This window comes from Psychrobacter sp. CLB018, from assembly GCF_041222815.1.
GTDB classification, from domain to species: domain Bacteria; phylum Pseudomonadota; class Gammaproteobacteria; order Pseudomonadales; family Moraxellaceae; genus Psychrobacter; species Psychrobacter faecalis.
In genome coordinates this window covers 1,887,663-1,904,419 of the sequence record NZ_CP166085.1, presented here as the reverse complement: position 1 = coordinate 1,904,419, position 16,757 = coordinate 1,887,663, and the positions used below count along the sequence as shown (strand labels likewise).

General features: G+C 44.0%; 13 protein-coding genes. 10 read left to right on the top strand and 3 right to left on the bottom strand.

Annotation, left to right across the window (positions count from 1 at the left end; all coding sequences use genetic code 11):
* Positions 1–139: 139 nt before the first annotated feature.
* The 6 genes from AB8P72_RS08040 (at position 140) to pncB (ending at position 9,870) form a co-directional block, all read left to right on the top strand.
* A complete protein-coding gene (locus tag AB8P72_RS08040) occupies positions 140–1,642 on the top strand; it encodes a coniferyl aldehyde dehydrogenase (RefSeq protein ID WP_201591276.1) in 1,503 nt (500 codons plus the stop codon).
* A gap of 316 nt (positions 1,643–1,958) precedes the next feature.
* A complete protein-coding gene (locus AB8P72_RS08035; RefSeq protein WP_369957580.1) occupies positions 1,959–3,917 on the top strand; it encodes a glycine betaine ABC transporter substrate-binding protein in 1,959 nt (652 codons plus the stop codon).
* A 34-nt stretch (positions 3,918–3,951) separates the two neighbouring features.
* On the top strand, positions 3,952–4,863 hold the full coding sequence (locus tag AB8P72_RS08030; RefSeq protein ID WP_102076400.1) for an ATP-binding cassette domain-containing protein: 912 nt from the start codon (positions 3,952–3,954) through the stop codon (positions 4,861–4,863).
* Positions 4,864–5,263: 400 nt separating this feature from the next.
* Positions 5,264–7,102 carry a bifunctional peptide-methionine (S)-S-oxide reductase MsrA/peptide-methionine (R)-S-oxide reductase MsrB gene (msrAB, locus tag AB8P72_RS08025; protein WP_369957579.1) on the top strand — a complete coding sequence of 613 codons (1,839 nt, stop codon included), beginning with the start codon at positions 5,264–5,266 and terminating at the stop codon, positions 7,100–7,102.
* A 178-nt stretch (positions 7,103–7,280) separates the two neighbouring features.
* A complete protein-coding gene (locus AB8P72_RS08020; protein ID WP_369957578.1) occupies positions 7,281–8,375 on the top strand; it encodes an RNA-guided endonuclease InsQ/TnpB family protein in 1,095 nt (364 codons plus the stop codon).
* A 253-nt stretch (positions 8,376–8,628) separates the two neighbouring features.
* Complete coding sequence (gene pncB, locus AB8P72_RS08015) at positions 8,629–9,870, top strand: nicotinate phosphoribosyltransferase (RefSeq protein WP_068408208.1); 1,242 nt, start codon at positions 8,629–8,631, stop codon at positions 9,868–9,870.
* A gap of 17 nt (positions 9,871–9,887) precedes the next feature.
* Here pncB and xseB read toward each other — a convergent pair whose 3' ends face one another.
* From xseB to AB8P72_RS08000, 3 genes are all read right to left on the bottom strand, one after another.
* Positions 9,888–10,133, bottom strand: a complete 246-nt coding sequence (gene xseB / locus AB8P72_RS08010; RefSeq protein ID WP_068408206.1) for an exodeoxyribonuclease VII small subunit — start codon at positions 10,131–10,133, stop codon at positions 9,888–9,890.
* A gap of 196 nt (positions 10,134–10,329) precedes the next feature.
* Complete coding sequence (gene xseA, locus AB8P72_RS08005) at positions 10,330–11,856, bottom strand: exodeoxyribonuclease VII large subunit (protein ID WP_068408204.1); 1,527 nt, start codon at positions 11,854–11,856, stop codon at positions 10,330–10,332.
* A 208-nt stretch (positions 11,857–12,064) separates the two neighbouring features.
* Positions 12,065–12,433, bottom strand: a complete 369-nt coding sequence (locus AB8P72_RS08000) for a hypothetical protein (protein WP_068408202.1) — start codon at positions 12,431–12,433, stop codon at positions 12,065–12,067.
* A gap of 184 nt (positions 12,434–12,617) precedes the next feature.
* Between AB8P72_RS08000 and AB8P72_RS07995 the strand changes: the two genes are divergently transcribed.
* The 4 genes from AB8P72_RS07995 to AB8P72_RS07980 all read left to right on the top strand — a co-directional run bounded on the left by AB8P72_RS07995 (position 12,618) and on the right by AB8P72_RS07980 (position 16,693).
* On the top strand, positions 12,618–13,283 hold the full coding sequence (locus tag AB8P72_RS07995) for an alpha/beta hydrolase (RefSeq protein WP_068408200.1): 666 nt from the start codon (positions 12,618–12,620) through the stop codon (positions 13,281–13,283).
* 80 nt (positions 13,284–13,363) lie between these two features.
* The gene (zapE, locus tag AB8P72_RS07990) at positions 13,364–14,470 is read left to right on the top strand and encodes a cell division protein ZapE (protein WP_068408266.1); all 1,107 of its coding nucleotides are present in this window, start codon (positions 13,364–13,366) and stop codon (positions 14,468–14,470) included.
* Positions 14,471–14,515: 45 nt separating this feature from the next.
* Positions 14,516–15,190 (top strand): nitroreductase, encoded by a 675-nt coding sequence (locus AB8P72_RS07985; protein WP_068408199.1) that lies wholly within the window; start codon positions 14,516–14,518, stop codon positions 15,188–15,190.
* 213 nt (positions 15,191–15,403) lie between these two features.
* Positions 15,404–16,693, top strand: a complete 1,290-nt coding sequence (locus AB8P72_RS07980) for an NAD(P)H-dependent glycerol-3-phosphate dehydrogenase (protein ID WP_369957577.1) — start codon at positions 15,404–15,406, stop codon at positions 16,691–16,693.
* The last annotated feature ends 64 nt before the right edge of the window (positions 16,694–16,757 follow it).

The following is a 16,757-nucleotide window of genomic DNA, read 5'->3' as shown; positions in this document are numbered from 1 at the left end:
TAAAATACTGTTTAGCAGCATTGAATGGAATCTCAGGCGCTTTTCGTACTTTAGAGACTGCTTATTTTAACGACCATAGATTCAGAGTCCTAAATCGATAATAGCGTACTGACTCTAACGCTCATAACAAGGAAGACAAATGACTGATAGTAATCAAAATACACCCTCTCAAAATGAGCCTACGCCAACCAATCAAACTCAAAAACCAAATCATGCTCATAATGCAGATGAGTCTCTTAGTATCATTAAAACGGTCGCTGATATGCAAGCGCAATTTGCGCGCTTACAAAAGCTGAGCCGCACGCAGCCTATCAATGATTGGACCACGCGTGAAAATCAACTCGATAATTTAGAGGTGATGCTAAGCGACAACCAAGCGCTACTTGCCAAAGCGATTAGTGCCGATTTTGGCTATCGCAGTGAGTCCGAAACACAGTTTGCTGAGCTATTTCCAAGCTTTACCGGTATTAGCCATGCAAAAAAGAATGGTAAAAAATGGATGAAGCCGCAGCGGGTATCGATTTCAGCGCTTTATATGCCAGCTCATAATGAGATTCAGCCGCAGCCGCTTGGCGTGGTCGGTATTATGGTGCCTTGGAATTACCCGCTATTTTTAGCAGTCGGACCGATGATTGATGCGCTGGTAGCGGGCAATCGCATTATGATTAAGATGAGCGAGGCGGCACCGCAATTTGCTCAAACCTTTGCTGAGACTATTTCGCGTTATTTTTCACCGGATATGGTTTCTGTGGTGATTGGCGAAGTTGAGATTGCCGAAGCCTTTAGTAAACTGCCTTTTGACCATTTATTGTATACCGGCTCGACTGCGGTCGGCAAAAAAGTCATGGCGGCGGCGGCACCGAACTTAACGCCAGTCACCCTTGAGCTGGGTGGTAAGTCGCCGGTTATCGTTTTAGAAGGTGCTAATTTAGAAAACGCTGTTAATCGCGTGATGATGGGTAAAACGCTTAATGCGGGTCAAACCTGTATTGCGCCTGATTATGTATTGGTTCAACGTCAATATCATGAGGAATTTACCCGTCTGGCAAAAGAGTGGATGGAAAAGCATTATCCCAATATTGCAGACAATCCTGATTACTCGCACATCATCAACGGCGAGCAGTTTAAACGCGTCAAAGGCTATCTCGATGATCTAGAAGATGACCATATCCATCAGTTGACGGATGCAGATGCTGATCACGACAGCCGCCTGATGCCGCCAGTGATTGTCAAAGAGCCTGCGCCTGATAGTGAGCTGATGCAAAACGAGATTTTTGCGCCGATTTTGCCCTTGATGCACTATGACACTCTCGATGATGCTATTGATTTTATCAATGAGCGTCCACGCCCGTTGGCACTTTATGTCTTTGGTGACAACAGCAGCGAGATAGATCAGGTGCGTAACAATACGGTGTCAGGCGGTCTGTGTATCAATGAAGTCATTATGCATGTGGCGCAGCATGACTTGCCGTTCGGCGGGGTTGGGCACTCAGGTACGGGCGCTTACCACGGTAAAGCTGGTTTTGAGCGTCTTAGTCATATGAAGCCGGTATTCATACAATCGAAGCTCAATGGTCTTAATATTTTATTGCCGCCGTATGGTGGTGTATTTAAAAAAGCCATGGCACTGTTTTTAAAATAACAATACGCTCTAAATAAGTAGCGTTATAAAAAATAGCATCTACTCAGGTAGGTGCTATTTTTTATCTAAAAGTTAATCCATTACCTTCAGAACATTCAAAATAAGTAGTTAAAAACCGCTTCTTAGAATGAATGAGCATTTGTCATCTTATCTATAAATCGCTACATTTTGTAGACCACCTAAACAAAATGGTGCTATTTTTTAGACGCACTCTAAGTAAATAAATTAATAATAAACAACAGACTTTAGGTGTAAAAATAAGCTTTACTAAACTTAGAGATAATTTCAAGAATAATAACGATAAATAGGATCTGCCGTGCGCCAATGGATTGCTTTTAGCTTATTGTTAATAAGCTCACTCATATTGTCTTTACCCGTATCTGCTGCTGTATCAAGTTGTGATGCGCCGATTAAATTTGGCGCGCTCACGTGGGAGAGTGGGCAATTTACCACTGGGGTGTTGAAATATATTACTGAAAATGGCTATGGCTGCCAAGTGACTGAGGTGCCGGGCGCAGGTCCGGCGCTTGAAAATGCCCTGCTGCAAGATGATATCCAAGTCATCGGCGAGCAGTGGATAGGGCGCTCGCCGATTTTAGAGCAAGCGATCGAAGATAAAAAGGTGGCGATCATTGGCGACACGCTTGAAGGCGGTGCGACCCAAGGATGGTATGTGCCTAAATATGTCCTAGAGGAAAATCCGGGTCTGCGTCGTTATCAAGATTTGCCCAAATACGCTGAGCTATTTAAAGACCCTGAAGACCCGCGCAAGTCGCGCTTTATGAACTGCCCGTCAGGATGGGCGTGTGAGATTTTTAATACCCGTTTATTAAAAAATACCGGTTTAGATAAGACTTTTAATAGTGTTCATCCCGGTACGGGCGCCGCACTCGATGCCGAAATATCCTCTGCTTTTGAGCAGCATAAACCCTTATTGTTTTATTACTGGCAACCGACTGGGCTCATGGCAAAATACGACTTTGCGCCTTTGGAGTTTCCTGCGCACGATGACGCCTGTTGGCAAGATTTATTAATAGCTGATGGTACTTCTGATTGCATCTCAGGCTTTCCTGTTTCTCCTTTGAGTATCGCGGTATCGACGCCTTTTATACAATCTAATCCTGAGCTGACCGATTTTTTTAAACAAGTTAACTTTACCCCGGATCAGCTCAACGGCGCTATTTTAGAGATGAGTGAAAACAAGCGCAGCGGTGATGAGCAAGCGCTGGTATTTTTACGTCAAAATCCTGATATTTGGCAGACGTGGATGTCAGCAGAAGCGGCGCAGAAGATGGTGGCAACGCTTGGGATGAGCCTGAACGGTAGTGCTTTGTCAAATAACGCTGCCTCAAATAGATCAACAAACAATAATACCGCTAACTTATTCAGCGTGTCTTCAAGCTTTCCTGCATGGTCGCTTGAAACGTCGCTCAATAACGTCTTAGCGACTGTGGTTAGAAACTATGGTGACGTTTTTCGCAGTGTTAGTAGCGCCGCTTTAACCTATTTATTGTTGCCCATTGAACGCTTTTTAACCTTTATGCCGCCGTGGCTAATCATTGCGCTGGTGACCGTATTGGCATGGTTTGGTGTTCGTAAAATATGGTTCGCGCTGGCATGTGGCGTCGGATTATTTCTAATTGGTGCGTTTGGACTATGGAGTGCGTTGATTGATACCTTTGCGCTGCTTATTGTATCAGTACTGGTCACGGTGGTGGTTGGTATTCCAATCGGTATCGCCATGTCTGGTAGTAAAATCCTGCGTAAAACTATCACACCGATACTCGATGTGATGCAGACCATGCCAAGCTTTGTCTATTTAATACCCGTGCTTATGTTATTCGGCATTGGTAAAGTACCTGCGCTATTTGCCACCATTATCTATGCTTTGCCGCCGCTGATTCGTCTGACCACACTTGGAATTACCCAAGTTAATCATGAAATGGTCGAAGCGGGACGCTCGTTTGGTAGTACGCATTTGCAACTGCTGATTTGGATTAAATTGCCGCAAGCGCTGCCGAGCATCATGGCAGGTATTAACCAAGCGGTAATGATGTCGCTCTCCATGGTGGTGCTGGCTTCTATGATTGGCGCACCGGGTCTTGGTGAAGATGTGCTGCAATCGATTCAAACGCTCAATATCGGTCAAGGCTTACAAGCGGGTACTGCTATTGTCATCGTCGCCATCATTATTGACCGTATCACGCAGGCCTTTGGGCAAGGAAAACGCGCGCGGCAAAAAACCATTGATGCGGGCAGACGCCCGATTGGTTAATGATGAATCATAAAAATAAAAAATGAGAGCCACAATGAACCATATTCAATTAGAAAATATCAGCAAGATTTATAGTGCCAATAGCTCGCAAGCGCAGTCGGCCTTGGCATTATTGGCAGAAGGTATGGACAGCATTGCCGTCAAAAAGCAGACTGGCTATTCGGTCGGTCTTTATGATATAAATTTGAGCGTTAAAGCGGGCGAGCTGCATTGTATAATGGGCTTATCAGGCTCTGGTAAATCAACCTTGATACGCCATATCAATCGTTTAATTGATCCAACCAGCGGCAAAATTTGGGTCGATACCGCTATTAACGCGAAAGAATCTACAGCGGGAACCGTCTCTAATTCAGCGGTCGCAAGCGAAGAGCAATTAACGGATAGAAACGAAAAGTCTTCTGCTATTAATATCCTAGCGCTCAATGATAAAGAGTTACAGCATTATCGCCAGCAAACGGTCAGTATGGTGTTTCAGCATTTTGGTTTGGTGCCTCATATGACGGTGCTACAAAACGTCGCTTACGGTTTACGTGTGCGTAAAATGAGTACCAAGGAGCGCCATGAAGTGGCAAGTTATTGGCTCAATGAGGTCGGGCTACCCAATCTAGAACGCAGCTATCCTGATGAGTTGTCTGGCGGTATGCAGCAGCGGGTGGGACTGGCACGGGCGTTGGCAACCGACAATCCAATCTTACTGATGGATGAGGCATTTTCCGCACTTGATCCCCTTATTCGCGCGCAACTACAAGACCAGTTGCTTGATTTACAAGAACGGCTTAATAAAACTATCGTCTTTATTACCCATGATATCGATGAGGCAGTGAAAGTTGGTCAACGTATCAGTATTTTAAATGGTGGGCGGCTGGTACAAACTGGTAGCGCAACTGAGTTACGCAACAATCCCGCTGATGATTATGTGGCGCAATTTATGGGTGCTAAAAGTTAACTACCTTATATTCTTAACCTAACTGATATTGACTATTAAATGTCTTATTAAGTGATTGATTAGTTTCGTAATATTGATTTTTTATTATTTTATCCTCATATGAATATAATCGCCCATTAATAATTGCTCACATCATTTCTTTGTGCTCACTTGTGTATATCATTACTCTTACGGCGTTGTTAAAGAAGTGTAGCAACCGCTTATTTACTATTAAAGTAGACTCCACTAGCTATGTATACTATTAAGATAGTCTAATGTCTTTGTCATTCTTTTTATTTTCATATATCTCGCAATCTATTTGCTTTCACTAACATTCATTCTGCTTTATTGATTTTGAATACGCTTGACAATTATTAATCATTAAGCGGGTGCACGTAATATTTTGTGAAAAGGATACTTCATGCTACCTGATAAACAAGATAATAAGTCTTATCATACAAATCGCTCTGATAAGGGCAGCAACCCTCATGATTTAGCGACACAGTCCCCACGAACAGCTGCGCGTTGGTTAAAAAGCGTCAGTGCTTTTGGGGTAACGACGGTGTTAAGTGCAGGGATTTTGGTTGCTTGCGGGCAAATGAGTAGCGCAGAAAATAATGCTAAGAGCAATGCTAATGCCAGTAGCCAAAACAGCGGTGTAAAAAATTCACGGGATATGCTGCCATCTGACATGCTCGGGCAAATGCAAGCGTTGCCGCAATTGACCAAGGGTTTGGGCAACACAGGTGCGGCGGTTATTGACCCCAATAAACCTACCTTGATTAAGTTTTGGGCAAGCTGGTGCCCGTTATGTCTAGGCACGCTTGCAGAAACCGAAGAGTGGCGTACCGATCCTAAGTTTGCCGGTTTAAACCTTGTTACCGTTGCCAGTCCCGGTCATCTCAATGAAAAAGCAGAGAGCGATTTTAGGACTTGGTATGCAGGCGTGCAAGCTGATTATCCTAAACTACCCGTATTGTCCGACGCTTCGGGTGAGCTGATTAATAAGCTCGGCGTGCAAGTGTATCCAAGCTGGGCGATACTCGATAAAAAAGGCAACTTGGTGCATTTGGTCAAAGGTAATATATCAGCAGAGCAAGCCTATGCCCTTGCTGAAAATGCTGATAATGACTTTGCCGAGCTAAAAGCGGGTAATGCCAAACCGGCAAACGCCCAAGCATTGAATAACAACAGTAAAATTGAAACCATCAAGCAAAAAGATGGCGTTTATTATAACGATAAAGGTAAGGCGATTAATACGCGCTCAATCTATTTAGCAGGTGGCTGCTTCTGGGGCGTTGAAGCTTATATGGAGCGTGTCGAAGGTGTGGTCGATGCAGTCTCAGGCTATGCCAATGGCGACACGGCCAATCCAAGCTATGAGCAAGTGATTCGCGGCTCAGGTCATGCCGAGACGGTTAAGGTTACTTACGATGCCGATAAAACCGATCTTGATACGATTCTAAAATACTACTTGCGCGTGATAGATCCAACCAGCCTCAATAAGCAAGGCAATGATCGCGGCGTCCAGTATCGTTCGGGCGTTTATTACACTGATAAAGCAGACAAAGCGGTGATTGATGCGGCGCTCAAACGTATCCAAAGCCAGTATAAACAAAAAGTCGTGGTAGAAAATAAGCCTTTAGATAACTTTTATCTGGCTGAGATGTATCATCAAGATTATTTGGCAAAAAATCCAAATGGCTATTGTCATGTCGATTTAAGCCTTGCCGATGATAAACCAGAAGGCACTGCGCGAACCAAGCTTGCACCGGTCAGCACGGTTGCTGAAACTTTAGATCCCAAACGCTATGCAAACTTTGATAAAGGTGCGCTAAAAAACACTCTAACCAAAGCCCAGTACAATATCACTCAAGAGGCGGCGACAGAACGTGCGTTTAGTCATGAGTATGATAATTTATTTGCGCCAGGGATTTACGTCGATGTGGTGAGCGGTGAGCCGTTATTTTTATCCACCGATAAATACCAATCTGGCTGCGGTTGGCCAAGTTTCACCAAGCCGATCGATAAGCAAGTGATTACTCAGCATGAGGATACTGCCTTTAACATGGTGCGTACTGAGATTCGCTCACGGGTAGCAGACTCGCATTTGGGGCATGTATTCCCTGATGGCCCAAAAGACCGCGGCGGACTGCGCTATTGTATCAATGGCGGTGCACTACAATTTATCCCAGTCAGCGTGATGCCGCAGTCAGGCTATGCGCCGTTGGTAAAATTGGTAAAGCCTGCAAAACCTTAATGATTGATATTGATGATTAAACTCATAAAGAGACGTTAAGCTGATGCTTGGCGTCTTTTTTATCAAAAAGCGCCTTAAAACCATGTCCCTTCTAGGGCGTGGATATCAGGCGTCAGTTATTGTCGCTCAGCCTTAAAACAGACTTGTCAACCAAACTCATTGAGACCATAATCACTCTATGAAAACGCTCAAGTTACGCATCAAAGACAAACACGCCAATCAGCTAAATACCTTAGCGGGCGCAGTTAATTTTGTGTGGAACTATGTGAATGACTTGAGTTTTAAGCATCTTCAACGCACCAATCATTTCTTTTCCGCTTATGATATTGCCGCTTATGTAAAAGGTAGTGGCGAGCTGCTAAACCTGCACAGCCAAACCTTACAAGCCATCACCGAAACCCATGCTAAATCTCGCAAGCAATTCAAAAAAGCCAAACTAAACTGGCGAACCAACAACCCAAACGCCAAAAGGAAATCACTTGGTTGGATTCCCTTTAAAAAAACAGCAATCAAATATTTAGGTGTCAAAAAAGCAGGTAAAAAAGCTCTTAAATCCACCATTCAATTTAGCCTATCAAAAGGCAAGAAGCTGACCATCGACGTGTGGGATAGCTATAATCTAGCACTCTACACCATCAACACCTGTGAGCTTGTACAAGACAGTCGCGGCCACTGGTATGCGTGCATCACCGTTAAAGAGTACCCAAAAATTGAGTGCGGTACAGGAGAAACTGGTATTGATTTAGGCTGCAGGGACTCAGCAACGACAAGTAATGGTGAGGTACTAAAAACCAAAGTCACCCAGCAATACGCTAAAAAACTAGGCATTGCTCAGCGGGCTAAAAACAAACAAAGCGTTAAAGCGATTCACGCCAAGATTAAAAATACCCGCCAAGACTTAATTCATAAATTTACCACCAACCTTGCCAAGACTAATAAAATAATCATCATTGGCAAACTTCAATCAACATCATTTACCTCAACCAAGCTAGCCAAGTCCGTCTATGACGCAGGTTGGTTTGAGATTAAGCGGCAACTGACCTACAAATGCGAGAACGCAGGTTGTCACTATGTTGAGGTGAATGAAAGTTACACCACCCAAACTTGTTCGTGTTGTGGCTCACGCCAAAACAGTCCGAAAGGTAGGACGGGTCTTGGAATAAGAGAATGGCTTTGCGAGTGCGGTGTCACTCATGACCGTGATATTAATGCGGCAAAGAATATTCTTGCGCTCGGGCTTGAGCGTCTAGTAGTAGGAATCCCCTCACTTTAGGGAGGAGAGGAAGTCAAGGCTGTTATTCCAAACCTATAAGTCAGAGTAAAAGGATAAATACGATTATTATCGTTGTAGTTTTGCTTTTATAAGCGTTGAGTTATGAAAAATGAGACAAACTTCGTTATACTCAAAATCTGAACCTTTTCTATTATTGGCATTTTGATAACTTTGGCATCTTGATAACTATTGCTACCTATTTCGTCGCTCGTTTTGTTTAGCGACTTTTCATTTTTGTATTTAAGGCTGTAACATGACCGTTACTCAAACTTCTAAACCTTTTGAACCTATTATTACCTCGTTATTGGATAACGACTTATATAAATTTACTATGTTGCAAGCCATGCTACATCAGTTTCCGCAGACCCATGGCGTTTATCGTTTTCGCTGCCGTAATAACGAAGATACGCTGTATCCATTGGCGGATATCAAAGACGATTTAGAGCAACAGCTAGACAGCTTGTGTGAATTGCGATTCTTAGAAGATGAGCTGGAGTATTTACGCGGATTGCGCTTTATGCGTTCAGACTTCGTTGATTATCTAGAATTGTTTAAGTTAAAGCGCCGTTTTATCACCGTTAGCACCGACGAAAAAGGCCGCTTGTTTATTGACATCGAAGGGCCGATGATTCAGGCAATGTTTTTTGAAGTATTTGTCCTAGCCATTGTGAATGAGCTATATTTTAGTGCTTTATCAAATGCCAGCGTTATTGAAGAAGGGCAACGTAGGCTAGATGAGAAAGTTGAGTTATTGCATCAGTATGCGGTAAAACAGGAAAAATATGATAATAATACACCGCCATTTATCGTCGCTGATTTTGGTACACGTAGACGCTTTAGCAAGGTTTGGCAAGCGCATGTGGTTGAGACTTTACATAACGCTGAACCGAAAATCGTCAGCGGTACGTCAAACGTTTATTTAGCAAAAAAACTCGGCATGACGCCAATTGGTACCATGGCACATGAGTTTATGCAGGCATTTCAGGCATTGGATGTGCGTTTGCGTGATTCACAAAAAGCGGCACTTGAAGCGTGGGTACATGAATATCGTGGTGATTTGGGTATTGCGCTGACCGACGTCGTTGGGATGGATGCATTTTTACGCGACTTTGATTTGTATTTTGCCAAGCTGTTCGATGGTCTGCGTCATGATAGCGGCGACCCGTATGTTTGGGGCGATAAGGCCATTGCGCATTATAAAAAATTAAAAATAGACCCAAGAACCAAGATTTTGACCTTTAGTGATGGATTGGATTTAAATAAGGCGTGGAATTTACATCAATATTTTAAAGGTCAAATAAGAACCAGCTTTGGCATTGGCACCAATTTGACCAACGATATGGGCATCACCCCGATAAATATCGTCCTAAAATTGGTTGAGTGCAATGGGCAGCCAGTTGCCAAATTGTCGGACAGCCCAGGCAAGACTATGATCAATAATGATACCTATCTTGCCTATTTGCGCCAAGTTTTTGAAGTCGATGAGCCAGAATAGAGCTGACTTAATTTAGTTTAAATGTCACTGTTCTCTGTGCTATCTTCTTCGGCGAAAGCGGCATCTAACGCTTGCTGCACGGCATTGATACGGGTTTCGCAAACGCGATAAGCGGCAATCGATTCCTCAACCGTTGTCATCAGATTATCGATATCTGGCTCATCTTGTTGCTGTAGCTCAGCGGCATTGGTTTTTAGAATAACATAAGCTGCCTTAAAGGTCTTTGGGGCGGCTTTTTTACGTTTGCGAGTAGGGGTTGTCATAAGGTTTCCTAATATTCACATTAGTTTAAGAAAAAAACATAGAAAGAAAAGTAGATAAAAAGTTGTTAAATATTTTAGTTTCAGGAGTCTGCTGCTGTTATAAATTTTCCTTGCTTGCTGTGTGACTTCGTCACTGTTCGAGGCTACGCAAAATTTATCCCAACAGCTGTGTATTTTTATGGCAAACAGACTATAACTAATTGGTCTTCACATCAATAATCTGTGCTTTTGCCTTACCATCTTTTAAGATGATATGTACCGTTTTCTCAGCATAAAGTTGCGTACTGCTGGTCAGTATCTGCTTGTCTTTTGCATCAGTGAGCATGGTGTAGCCTTGTTTAAGCACGCGAGAAGGACGATGCAAGAGCACAATATCGCGCAGATATTCGCTATCACGTCGTGCTTGTAGCAACTGCTGCTGCGCACTATGTATAATCGTCTTTTTTTGGTTTTGGCTATAACTTGATGCAATGGTTAATTGCTGATAAGCAGAATTTTGAGTTTGGACTCGCAGCTCACTGGTTCGTCTGGCTGCTTGTTTGACTTGGCGCTGGGCACTTTGCTGAATACTCTGCCAAGCATAATCACTGTCTTTTTGCAGGGCGGTCAGTTGACCAATCGTTTGCGACTGAATGTGACTCAACTGGCGTGTCGTTTGTTGCTCAGCGATATTCAGTTGACGCTGCGCTGCTTGTTTGATTTGCGCTTGGTATTGCAGCGTTTGCGTGACGAGCTGGGCTAAATGCGCCATGATAGCGGCAATCACTTTTGATGGCGTATCAAAGCTGGTATGCGCCACTTCATCTAAAATCACTTTATCACGCTCATGACCGATACCAACCCAGACAGGGATAGGCTGCTCGGCAACGAGGGCAGCAAGCTCATAATCATTGAGATACGCCAAATCACCAACCGCGCCGCCACCACGGATAATGACTAACAAATCTGGCAGGCGTTGATAGGTGTCGTAAAACTGCTGCTGGGCGCTGACGATAGCTTGTCGGATTTCACTTGGTGCGTGATTGCCCTGAAAGGTGGCGTGATGGTAATGGAAATGACAGGCACCTGTACGAGCTAAGCGGTCCGCATCGGCTTGAAAGTCGCCCAATCCCGCTGCTTTTTCAGGGGCAATGACTAAGACATGTTCGATATCAAATGGGACGGGTAGCTGCTGATTGAGGTTTAATAAGCCTTCGCCAGTCAAGCGGTCGACCATCTCCGCGTATTGCCGCGCCAAGTCGCCTAACGTATAGCTTGGGTCGATATCTTCAATAGTCAGTGAGAAACCGTATTGTGCATGAAAGCCTGCCGATACTTTGAGTAATACGGTCAAATCACGGTCAAGCGGCATACCGGTTGCGCGCTCAAACTTTGCTAAGACGCGCGCCGCTTTAAAGCGCCAAAGATTACCACGGCAGCTGGCAATAACTTTGCCGTCGTCATCTTTTTCTGCCAGCTCAAAGTAATAATGCCCACCTTTGCTTGATAGGTTGCGAATTTCAGCTTTAACCCATACGCGGTGATTAAAGGTCTGTTTGATGACCATATCGACCGCCGACAAGTAATCACTTAGGCGTAAAACCGTATCTTCTAAACTGACTTCCAGACTGTTTTCTTGCTCAGCCAGTTCAGCTTCCAAGGTCGCTAAATCTTTGGCAGGCACCAAAACTTTGTCTTTTTTAGAGCTGGCTTGTTTCATATTTGCTAGATTGGGTTTGCGCATAAGAGGAGACCAAAGGTAATCGAGGCTGAAAGGTTAACGACGTTAGATTAACTCATCAAAGTAAAGGTTGCAGGTATAAAAGACCAGACAGGATAGTTTACCCCAAAAGTGCCGCTACAAAAAGTAAAGCCAATAAGCCGCGATAAATATAGATGAATATAATAGCTATCTCACAAACTTATTGGCTAAAGGCTAAATAATGACGGCTTTATTGGCAACGAAAATTAATCATGTACTCATAATCATCTTTACGTGATAAATCTGGCGTGCCCGTCCCAAAGATTGAACCGATGACCGCGCCCGCTTGTCCGACCATACGGCCCGTTTGCTCATTTAAAATACCGTTATATTTGACTTTATCATCAACGATAATCACTTGTTTTCTTCCGCAAGTTTTTTGCGCACTGTCTATCGCATTTTGCTGGGCTTTTACTTTGCTCTCAGCGATGCCTGTGGTTTCATAAATCGAGTTAGCGCGCTGAATTACCGGTGAAGAAGGCGTGCTTTGACAGGCACTCAAAGCCAGAGCCGCAGCCAGTGTTGCTGTTAAAGTAGCGGTTTTATTAAAAATATTCATAATAGTTTCCTTTTTCCTATAAGTTCAATATATTACTCGACAACTTGTATGAATCTAACGTATTGCGACAAGGAGTGTCTAGGCGGTTATTGTGTGCAACGTTGCAGGTACACAGCAAATTACTTGAAATATAAACCATATCTAGGATAATTGAGGTATTCACCTTTAACCAATAAGTAAATTTATGCAACTGATTCCTGCTCCTGCTGGCGTGCTCGAAGTCGACGCGCTATGGCAACAAGACAATCCTAAAGATGCGAATACCGATACAGTGGCGCTGCTTTGTCATCCCAATCCGTTATTTGAAGGCACGATGAACAATAAAGTGGTCACGACCATGTATCGTTTTGGGCGTGATAGCGGCATGCATGTGGTACGTTTTAACTTTCGCGGCGTTGGCCAGTCAACCGGCGAGCACGACTACGCAGATGGTGAAGTAGTCGATGCGATGACCGTGCTACAATGGATTGCAGAGCAGACCAACGCTCGTAAGCTATGGCTAGGTGGCTTCTCCTTTGGTGGTTATGTGATAGCACGTGTCGCTGAGCAAGTCATGGTAGCGCCGCATATTTGGGGACTGGGTGATTTTGAAATAGCAAACGTCGCGCTTATCGCGCCCTCAGTCGAAAAAAATGACAGCAGTGATATCACTTTACCCATTGATAAAACCTTTGAGATATATGGTAATGCTGATGAAGTGATTGACCCAAATAATATGCAAGCATTCGCTGAGCGTTTAGGACTGGCCGTTAGTATCGTTGATGGTGCTGGGCATTTTTTCCATGGACGTTTATCTGAGCTAAAAGGTTTGTTGGAAGAGCATAGTTTTGGCTCTAAAGAGTCGCAGTAAAACCAGCTGGTGTCTTAACCAATTTATCTAAGCATACTTTTAGCTTTTTATATTTATTTTGTCTAATAATGAGTCGTATTATGAGTTTATCTCCCTTGCAACGTTATGAGCAGGCCATTAGCACTGATGAGTTTACTCGAGATGAGCAGCAATATCAGGCAATGAGCTATTTAGATGGGTTGTATCATCAGCTTAATGATAGCGTGGCGCAAAAAAAAGGCTTTTTTAGCTTTTTAAAGTCAAAACCTGCGGCTCCCAAAGGTTTGTATATGTGGGGCGGGGTGGGGCGCGGTAAAACGTGGATGATGGATATGTTTTACGACTCTTTGACCATTGAGCGTAAGATGCGCCAGCATTTTCACCACTTCATGCAGCGCGTCCATCAAGAGCTAAATAATCTACAAGGTCAAAGCGATCCGCTAGAAAAAGTCGCGGATATCATTTATGCAGAAGCACTGATTATCTGTTTTGATGAGTTTTTTGTCTCCAACGTCTCAGATGCGATGATTTTAGGTGATTTGTTTACCATGCTATTTAATCGCGGCGTGACTTTGGTCGCCACATCAAACATTGAACCAGCAGGGCTTTATAAAGATGGTCTACACCGTGATCGCTTTATGCCAGCTATCGCCGAAGTTGAGCGTCACACCACAGTGATGAATATTGATTCTGGTATTGATTATCGCCTACGTGTCTTACAGCAAGCGGAGTTATATGAGTCGCCGTTGACCAAAGCCAATCACCACTGGCTTGCCAACCGTTTCGCTAGCTTGTCTAACAATCAAAAAATCAGCAACGCGCCTATTACCATCAATGGTCGCGAAATCAAAATCAATGCCCGTACCGAAGATATTTTATTTTGTGACTTCCGTCATTTATGTATGGAGCCACGCTCAGCGTCCGACTTTATCGAGATTGCCAAAGAATTTAGCACGGTGTTAATCAATTCTGTGCCCGCTTTAGATGATGATTTGCGTGATCCGACCCGCCGTTTTATTTATCTGGTTGATGAGTTTTATGATCGCCGCGTCAAACTATTGGTAAGAGCAGAGCAGCCAATTCTCGAGCTTTATCAAGGACAAAAATTGGCCTTTGAGATTGAGCGTACACGTTCACGCCTGCTTGAAATGCAGTCAGAGGACTATTTGCGCATGGATCATCGCATCGAAGGCTCAGAAGCGGCGTAAGGCATATCGCTAATGCAGTTGCATAATAATAAATAAGGATAAAATATGAATAGTTCTGAAAATAATATGGATAACGGTAACGAACTGAACAGTAATAGCGAAGAAAATCAAGCCGAAAGCCCGAGAGAGGTAAACGCGCAAGTAACCAATGAACAGCTGATTAACTGGATTAAATCAAGACGTAGCATCGGCAATCTGAGCATTCCGGCACCGACAGAGTCTCAGATTAAAGCAGCTATTGACTGTGCGGTTACCGCTCCTGATCATAAAAAACTGCGGCCATGGCGCTTTATCGTCACTCAAGGTAATGCGCGTCATGACTTGGGCCGGGCCTTTTTAGCGGCTGCTGAAGCACAAGCGGCGCAAGCGGGCGAAGAGATGTCTGAGAAATCACGCAAGAAAACCTACAATATGCCACTGCGTGCGCCGGTTATTATTACAGTCGTCACCCACATGCAAGTTCATAAAAAAGTGCCACCTTTTGAGCAAATGCTCAGTGCCGGCGCGGCAGTGCAAAACTTAATTTTGGCACTACAAGCTCAAGGTTTTAGCACAGTTTGGCGTACGGGTTTATTGGCCAATGAGCCTGCCGTCAAAGCCTATTTTGGCGTTGGGGCAGATGATTATGTCACGGCTTTTGTTTATACTGGCAGCAGTCCGTGCGATATGCCCACGCGCAAGCCGATTGATATTGAGGCATTACTGCGTTTTGAGTCATAGCGTCCAGACAGGTCTATGATTACGGCGATGTTTCAAAATAGTAAGCGTTGCTATAACGTGATACAGCAAAGCAAAACAATGACCAAACTGGTCACGTTATTTCAATAAAATAACGGTTCTATATCAATAATTGTTGAAACATACCCTCAATCTCACTGTATACTCAGCACAAATTCTATTCATAATTCAGTCAGTCAATACGGATAAAATAATATGACCAGCGCTAATGATAAAAAGACAGATGCAAATATAAAGGACAGTCAAACGGACAATCAAGGTGCTGAAAAACAAAACAGTTTGCTATCCGGTATCATTGAGCGTGCCACCAAATCTGGGCTAGGGCGTAAGAAGTTAAATCCTAGCGCGGTTGAGTCTGCGGTGGCAAAAAACATGGCAGAAATCCATAACAATCCAACCAAGCTGCGTTTGGCATTTTTAGGTGGCGGTAGCTTTGGTACGGCAATGGCAAACTTGGCTGCCCGCAATGGCTGTGATACCACGCTGTGGGTACGCAATAAACGTACTGTTAAGGCTATGGCAAAGACGCAGACCAATAAAAAATATCTGCCCGGTTATAAGCTTGATGATCGGCTCAAATACAGCCACGATTTGCAAGCGGCGGTCAAAGATACCGATATTATTTTTATCGCTGTCCCAGGCCTCGCGTTTCGCGAAACCCTTAAAAGCATCGCACCCTTTATTAGCGGGCAATCTATTGTCTCTTTGACCAAGGGTATGGAAAAAGATACCTTTGCTTTGATGAGTGATATTATTAAAGATGAGCTGCCGGAAGTGAACTTTGGCGTGATGTCAGGGCCAAATCTCGCCATTGAAATCATGAAAAATATGCCGTCTGCTACGGTCATTGCCAGTGACTCTGAGCCACTACGCCATGCGGTACAAGCAGCATTACATAGTGCTTTCTTTAGAGTGTTTGCCAGTGACGATGTTCGCGGTGTTGAGCTTGGTGGCGCGCTAAAAAATATTTATGCCATTGCCATGGGAATGGCGGCAGCTTATGAAGTCGGTGAAAATACCAAAGCCATGATATTAACGCGCGGTTTAGCGGAAATGAGCCGTTTTGGTGTCCATGCCGGTGCCAATCCGCTGACCTTTTTAGGTCTGTCGGGTGTCGGTGATTTATATGCCACTTGTAGCTCAGAGCTGAGCCGCAATTACCGTATTGGTAATATGCTCGGTCGCGGTATGACCATTGATGCGGCGGTCAAAAAATTGGGTCAAACCGCTGAAGGCGTCAACACCATTCAGCAGGTACATGAAAAAGCCACCAAAGAAGGCATTTATATGCCGATTACTCATGCCTTGCATGCGGTCATTTATGAAGATAAAGCGGCACTTGGCGTTGCTTTACATCTCATGGAAGCAGGATTCCGTAGCGATGTTGAGTTTGTCATGGAGCATGACCATAGCAATGCTGCGCTAACGGCGCAAATGCAAACGGCAAGCAAGGCTAAAGATAAAAAAGATGATGATAATAAGTAAAGTACTTAGCAAAACGTCGCTTCAGCATAATAATTAAATAGCATTAGTATTGAAATAGTCAGGT

Coding starts and splice junctions, on each gene's coding strand:
- AB8P72_RS08020 (WP_369957578.1), top strand. CDS start 7,281: ATGAAAACGCTCAAGTTACGCATCAAAGACAAACACGCCAATCAGCTA.
- AB8P72_RS07995 (WP_068408200.1), top strand. CDS start 12,618: ATGCAACTGATTCCTGCTCCTGCTGGCGTGCTCGAAGTCGACGCGCTA.
- AB8P72_RS08040 (WP_201591276.1), top strand. CDS start 140: ATGACTGATAGTAATCAAAATACACCCTCTCAAAATGAGCCTACGCCA.
- pncB (WP_068408208.1), top strand. CDS start 8,629: ATGACCGTTACTCAAACTTCTAAACCTTTTGAACCTATTATTACCTCG.
- msrAB (WP_369957579.1), top strand. CDS start 5,264: ATGCTACCTGATAAACAAGATAATAAGTCTTATCATACAAATCGCTCT.
- zapE (WP_068408266.1), top strand. CDS start 13,364: ATGAGTTTATCTCCCTTGCAACGTTATGAGCAGGCCATTAGCACTGAT.
- AB8P72_RS08000 (WP_068408202.1), bottom strand. CDS start 12,433: ATGAATATTTTTAATAAAACCGCTACTTTAACAGCAACACTGGCTGCG.
- AB8P72_RS07985 (WP_068408199.1), top strand. CDS start 14,516: ATGAATAGTTCTGAAAATAATATGGATAACGGTAACGAACTGAACAGT.
- AB8P72_RS07980 (WP_369957577.1), top strand. CDS start 15,404: ATGACCAGCGCTAATGATAAAAAGACAGATGCAAATATAAAGGACAGT.
- xseB (WP_068408206.1), bottom strand. CDS start 10,133: ATGACAACCCCTACTCGCAAACGTAAAAAAGCCGCCCCAAAGACCTTT.
- xseA (WP_068408204.1), bottom strand. CDS start 11,856: ATGCGCAAACCCAATCTAGCAAATATGAAACAAGCCAGCTCTAAAAAA.
- AB8P72_RS08030 (WP_102076400.1), top strand. CDS start 3,952: ATGAACCATATTCAATTAGAAAATATCAGCAAGATTTATAGTGCCAAT.